Genomic DNA, 6,556 nt, shown 5'->3' on the forward strand with positions numbered 1-6,556 from the left:
ATTGAAACTATAACGGGATTATCCGTTCAGTTTGCTTCTTTTCTTACTGTAAATAAAGTACACAATCAATCCCAGTGCCATCCAGCCAAAAGCTACTTTAAGGGTAGTGGCATCTAACACAAAGATCATGGAAGTACAAACGATTACACCTAAGGTAGACACTAATGGAACCATCGGTGTTTTAAAAGGACGATCCAGTTCAGGTGATTTTACTCTCAATACCCAAACGCCAATACAAACCAGAACAAAAGCGAATAAGGTTCCGAACGACGTTAAGTCGCCCGCTACGTGTCCGGGAACAAATGCCGCAAATAAACCTACGAATACAAATAAAATGATATTGGCTTTGTAAGGAGTGCGGTATTTAGGATGCAGATCACCAAAAGCTTTAGGGATTAATCCGTCGTTACTCATAGAATAGAAAATACGGCTTTGTCCCATCAACATTACCAGGATAACAGAAGAGAAACCAGCTAAGATAGCAATGGTAACCGCCTGCGCTAACCAGCCATAACCTGTCATATATGCGGAAATAGCATAAGCAACTGAAGCTTCACGGCCTTTTTCAGGATCAACGAATTCCTTCCAGTTAGCTACACCTGTTAATACGTGTCCGAATAAGATGTATAAAATGGTACATACCACCAATGAACCTAGAATACCAATTGGCATATCTCTTTTTGGGTTCTTGGCTTCCTGCGCAGCAGTTGATACGGCATCAAATCCAATGAAAGCAAAGAATACCACAGCAGCACCACCTAATACACCACCCCATCCGTGCTTGTTGAATGGAGAGTAATCGGCAATTACTTTACCGGCATTGTCTACTACTGCAGCAGTTCCTTCCGGAATCATGTACGGAGTATGATTTTCTGGTTTGATAAACTGCCAGCCAATGGCAATGAATAATAAAACAATACCCACTTTAATGAATACAATGATTGCATTTACAATGGCAGATTCTTGTGTTCCTTTAATCAGCAATAAAGTGATTAGGAAAAGTATCATTAATGCTGGTGCATTAATCATGCCCTGGTGTAAAACACCGGCAGAGTCGGTAAAGCTTTCAAAAGGCGAGTGGCACCATTCATAAGGAATGCTTCCTCCCAGCAGCTTGTTTAAATATTCGCTCCATGCAATGGAAACAGTTGCAGCTCCCAATGCGTATTCCATAATCAATGCCCATCCAATAATCCAAGCAACCAATTCTCCTAACGTAACATAAGAATATGCATAAGCACTACCTGCAATGGGAATCATGGCAGCAAACTCAGCATAACACAATCCTGCGAAAGCACATCCAATGGCTGCAATCACGAAAGAAATAGTAACGGCTGGTCCGGCAGATTGTCCGGCAGCAGCAGCAGTTCTTACAAACAAACCGGCGCCAATAATGGCCCCGATACCTAATGCAATTAGATTACCGGCACCAAGGGTTCTTTGCAAACCGTTGGTAGAGTCCTCCGCATTGGCAAGCATCGCTGAAAGCGATTTCTTTCTAAATAAACTCATAGTTTTATTAATTGGGTTCTGGTTTTAAATTATCTGGCAAAATAGGCATTATATTCAATTTACGGGTATATTGCCAACTCAAATTTTGCCGGATGAAGAATAAACTAACGATTTATATCCTGATTGCCATGGTCCTGGGGATTATTACAGGGTATATTGTACATGAAAATGCTGCACCAGAAACCATCAGCGGCTTTTCTAAAAACATCAAATTATTAGGTACCATATTTATTCGCCTGGTAAAAACCATTATTGCTCCGCTTGTATTTTCTACCCTCGTAGTTGGAATTGCCAAACTGGGAGATTTAAAAACCGTAGGTCGTGTGGGTGGGAAAGCCATGTTATGGTTTATTTCTGCATCCCTGGTTAGTTTATTGGTGGGGATGATACTGGTGAATTATTTTCAACCGGGTTCTTATATTGATTTGTCTCAGGCAGACAATGCAGGATTAAAAGACCTGATGGGAAAAACTTCTGAATTTTCTCTGCAGAAATTCATTGAGCACGTAGTGCCAGCTAGTGTTTTCGAAGCCATGGCCACTAACGAAATATTACAAATTGTAGTTTTCTCCATTTTCTTTGGAGTAGCGGCTGCCAATCTGGGGCCTTATTCCAAACCAGTGATCAATGCATTGGATATTGTTGCCCATATCATTTTAAAGATTGTTGGTTATGTAATGAACTTCGCCCCATTCGGAGTATTTGGTACTCTGGCTGCAGTTGTAGCCGATAAGGGACTAGGTATTTTTAGTTTTTATCTGATTTATTTTGGCTATTTCGTATTGGGTATTGCAGTATTATGGGTATTGCTTTGTTCAGTTGGGTTTTTAATATTGGGTAAACGAATGAAGGGGCTTTTAAAAACAATTGCCAATCCTTTACTGGTTGCTTTCAGCACCACCAGTAGTGAAGCCGTTTTTCCAAAACTAACCGAAGAGCTGGAAAGATTCGGGTGTAAAAAAAGTATTGTTTCTTTTATTCTTCCATTGGGTTATTCCTTCAATTTAGATGGAAGCATGATGTATATGACATTCGCCAGCTTAGCCATTGCACAGGCTTACGGAATTCATATGCCCGTTGGAGAACAGATAACCATGTTATTGGTACTGATGCTTACCAGTAAGGGTATTGCAGGAGTACCAAGGGCTTCCTTGATTATTGTATTGGCTACCTGTGCCATGTTTAAAATACCACCGGAAGGGGTTGCATTGATTTTGCCGATTGACCATTTTTGCGATATGTTCAGAACTGGTACCAATGTATTGGGAAATGCACTGGCTACTACCGTAGTTAGTAAATGGGAAGGTGAATTACAGGAAGAAGGTGTGGTTGAACTAGAGTCTTAAACCTAATTAATATTGAATCATGTTAATGCAGATTTTGCTGGAGTTTCATTGGACAAATTTATTGCAGCCTCAGTTTTATATTGAGCACGGTGGATTATGGTTGATTTTATTTGTAGTATTTGCGGAGACCGGATTGTTTGCTGGTTTCTTTTTACCAGGTGACAGTCTTTTGTTTGTAGCAGGTATTTATAGTACCAACCTGGCCAATGAATTTATTCCAACTGGTAATGAAGTTTTTGATTTGCTTTTAATTATGTTACTGATTTCTATGGCGGGTATTCTGGGTAATACTACCGGATACTGGTTTGGAAAAAAAGTAGGCCCCGCCATGTATTCCTGGAAGGAGAATATGTTTTTTAAACAACGTTATTTACAGCAGGCACATGAGTTTTATGAAAAGCATGGAGGTGGTGCTATCATTGTTGCCCGTTTTATTCCTATTGTAAGAACCTTTGCTCCCATTGTTGCAGGTATTGTGCAGATGGATAAAAAGAAATTCGGTTTCTTCAATGTCGTGGGTTGTTTTGCCTGGGTAGGTAGCATGTTGTTTGCGGGTCATTTTCTGCAGAAATGGATATTGGCACAGTTTGGGTTCGATTTAAAAGATCACCTGGAAGTAATTGTGTTAGGCATTGTAGCAGTAACTACTGCACCGGTTATTATGAAACTGGTATTCAATAAAAAGAAGTAATACTATGACGGCTAAAAAATATGGCATATTCTCTGTACCAGTCATTGTTGCCGCATTAGGATATTTTGTAGACATCTACGATTTACTGTTGTTCACTATTGTACGCGAACCCAGTTTGGCCGGCATTGGTGTAGTATTGTCTGATACCCCACAGGTAATTGCTGCCAGTACCAAAATCATCAATTGGCAAATGGTCGGACTCCTGATAGGAGGTGTGCTTTGGGGAACCATCGGAGATAAAAAAGGAAGACTCAGTGTTTTGTTTGGTTCTATCGCTTTGTATTCTGTTGCTAATTTTGCTACCGGATTTGTGCAAACAGTAGATCAATATGCATGGGCTCGTTTCATTGCCGGAATTGGTTTGGCTGGAGAGCTGGGAGCTGGCATTACCTTGGTTAGTGAATTATTACCCAAAGACAAAAGAGGTGTGGGTACTTCACTGGTAGCTGGAGTAGGATTGTTCGGTGCCGTATTTGCTTACTTCGTTTATAAGTTTACCAACGACTGGAGATTGTGTTATATGATTGGTGGTGGTCTGGGGATTGGGTTGTTATTGCTACGCATCTCTGTAACAGAGAGCGGTATGTTTCATAGCCTGAAAGAACAGGTAGGCATACAGAAGGGAAACTTTTTTATGTTCTTTAATAATGGCAAGCGATTTAAAAAATATATCCTGGCCATTTTAATTGGATTGCCTACCTGGTATGTGATAGGTATTCTGGTAAATCTCAGCAATCGTTTTGCGGGTGCCTTATACGGAGAGAATGCTATTGAAAGCGGAAGAGCAATTATGTACGCCTATGTTGGCATTGCCATTGGAGATATATTAATTGGATTGGTGAGTCAGTATTTTAAAAGTCGTAAAAAAGCGCTGTTGAGTTTTTATGTTTTATGCATGTTATTTCTGGTTTTGTTTTTCAGCAGCATCAATAACAATGATTCAACCATGTATTTTATCTGTGGGATGCTGGGATTCAGTACTGGGTTCTGGGCCATTTTTATTACTATGGGAGCAGAACAATTTGGTACTAACTTAAGAGCTACTGCAGCTACTACTATTCCCAATATGGTAAGGGGAGCATTACCGCTGATTAATCTAATGTTCCTGAATTTATTCCAGAAATCCTGGGGATGGTCTCTTATTCAAAGTGGAATCATTACCGGAATAGTAATCATGGTCATTACGTTTGTTGCGTTTTATTTTACCGAAGAAACTTTTCATAAAGACCTGGACTTTGTGGAAAGACATTCATAACCTATTCCGAATTGCTGCATGGAAGAAAGGGTAAAAAAATATTGGTCATTCGTTTTTCTTCTATCGGTGATATTGTGCTGGCATCTCCTGTATTCAGGTGCTTAAAGCAGCAGCTTCCCAATGTTGAAATTCACTTCTTAACCAAGCGCTCCATGAAAGCGGTTACAGAAGCCAATCCTTATATAGATCAGTTTCATTATCTCGATAAAAGTTTGCAGGACCTGATTCCTAAACTGATGAGTCAACAGTTTGATTACATTATAGATCTGCATAAGAACTTCCGATCCTGGATGGTGCAATACCAGTTGAAAGTGCCGGTATATGCTTTTCAGAAACTAAGCTGGCAAAAATGGTTGCTCACTAAAACGGGAATTAATCGCATGCCTGCTAATCATATTACACTGCGCAGTTTAGCCGCAGTTGCTCCATTGGGTGTTGTAAATGATGAAAAAGGGTTGGATTATTTTATTCCTGAGGGCAAAGGGATTTCATTAGAGGATTTACCAGTCTCCCACCGTTTTGGATACATAGCTATTGTTATTGGAGCATCTTATGCTACCAAAAAGTTGCCTGTTCAAAAATTGCAGGAGCTTTGTAAGTTAATTGATTATCCGATTGTGTTGGTAGGAGGGAAAGATGATCAGCAAGAAGGAGAAGCAATAGCCCTTACAGATGCTATTAAAATCTATAATGCCTGCGGAAAATTTAGTTTACATGAGTCAGCAGACATCGTTAGACAATCCAAATTGGTGATTTCGCACGATACAGGCTTGCAATACATTGCCTGCGCCTTCAATAAAAAAGTACTGGCTATCTGGGGAGGTACATCTCCAAAATTAGCGGTAGAACCCTATTATGGTGCTGATCAATTGCTACAGCATCCCAATGGTATTGCCTATCATAATTTTCTGGTGCCTGATTTGTCTTGTCAACCCTGCAGCAATTACGGCACAAAAAAATGCCCCAGAGGGCATTTTAAATGTATGTTACTACAAGATACCCATCGCATAGCTGGTATGGCCATGCAATGGGTTCAGTCTTTATAATGTTTTCAACACGTCGTTCATGCTTCTAACGGCATCAGCACTTTTGTTGAATGCGGCTTGCTCTTCTGCATTCAATTTCAAGTCGATGATTTTTTCCCAGCCATTTCTGCCAATGGTTACAGGAACCCCCAAGCAGATATCTTTCTGACCGTATTCGCCTTCCAGGCTAACGCAGCAGGTAAACAATTTCTTCTCGTCGCGTACAATGCTTTCTACCAATGCAGCTCCGGCAGCACCTGGTGCATACCATGCAGAAGTACCAATTAGTTTGGTTAAAGTAGCACCCCCCACCATAGTATCGTTGATGATCTGATGTTGTTGTTCTGCACTTAGGAAATCAGTTACAGGTGCACTGTTCCAGGTTGCATAACGAATTAATGGAATCATGGTAGTGTCTCCATGACCGCCCACAACAAGCGCATTCAGGTCGGATGGGCTGCAGCCTAAATGCTGGCTTAACTGATACTTGAAACGGCTGCTGTCTAAAGTTCCACCCATACCAATGATTCTGTTCTTTGGAAGACCTGTTGCAGTTAGCGCCAGGTAAGTCATGGTGTCCATTGGGTTGCTGATCACAATGATGATAGCATCAGGAGAGTACTTTAAAATATTTTCGCAAACCCCTTTTACAATACCTGCGTTGGTACCAATTAATTCTTCACGGGTCATTCCTGGTTTACGTGGCAAGCCTGAAGTAATAACTACT

Annotated in this window: 6 protein-coding genes; 4 read left to right on the top strand and 2 right to left on the bottom strand. The window is 40.6% G+C overall.

What is annotated here, in order from left to right; translation table 11 throughout:
• Positions 1-18 precede the first annotated feature (18 nt).
• Entirely contained in the window at positions 19-1,512 is a 1,494-nt protein-coding gene (locus P767_RS0100520) for an amino acid permease (protein WP_026762974.1), read from the bottom strand.
• A gap of 92 nt (positions 1,513-1,604) precedes the next feature.
• On the opposite strand from P767_RS0100520, the gene P767_RS0100525 reads away from it, so the two are divergent.
• Genes P767_RS0100525 through P767_RS0100540 form a run of 4 tightly spaced genes read left to right on the top strand, consistent with a single transcriptional unit; the run spans position 1,605 to position 5,850 of the window.
• Positions 1,605-2,858 (top strand): dicarboxylate/amino acid:cation symporter, encoded by a 1,254-nt coding sequence (locus P767_RS0100525; protein ID WP_037351454.1) that lies wholly within the window; start codon positions 1,605-1,607, stop codon positions 2,856-2,858.
• 19 nt (positions 2,859-2,877) lie between these two features.
• The gene (locus tag P767_RS0100530) at positions 2,878-3,549 is read left to right on the top strand and encodes a DedA family protein (protein WP_172637494.1); all 672 of its coding nucleotides are present in this window, start codon (positions 2,878-2,880) and stop codon (positions 3,547-3,549) included.
• A gap of 4 nt (positions 3,550-3,553) precedes the next feature.
• Positions 3,554-4,804, top strand: a complete 1,251-nt coding sequence (locus tag P767_RS0100535; protein ID WP_026762977.1) for an MFS transporter — start codon at positions 3,554-3,556, stop codon at positions 4,802-4,804.
• Between the two features lie 11 nt (positions 4,805-4,815).
• The gene (locus P767_RS0100540) at positions 4,816-5,850 is read left to right on the top strand and encodes a glycosyltransferase family 9 protein (protein ID WP_026762978.1); all 1,035 of its coding nucleotides are present in this window, start codon (positions 4,816-4,818) and stop codon (positions 5,848-5,850) included.
• On the opposite strand, the gene P767_RS15115 is transcribed toward P767_RS0100540, so the two are convergent.
• A partial coding sequence (locus tag P767_RS15115; protein WP_037352005.1) for a malate dehydrogenase occupies positions 5,845-6,556 on the bottom strand: 712 nt, incomplete at its 5' end. The genes P767_RS0100540 and P767_RS15115 overlap by 6 nt on opposite strands.

Source organism: Sediminibacterium salmoneum NBRC 103935, from assembly GCF_000511175.1.
Taxonomy (GTDB): Bacteria; Bacteroidota; Bacteroidia; order Chitinophagales; family Chitinophagaceae; genus Sediminibacterium; species Sediminibacterium salmoneum.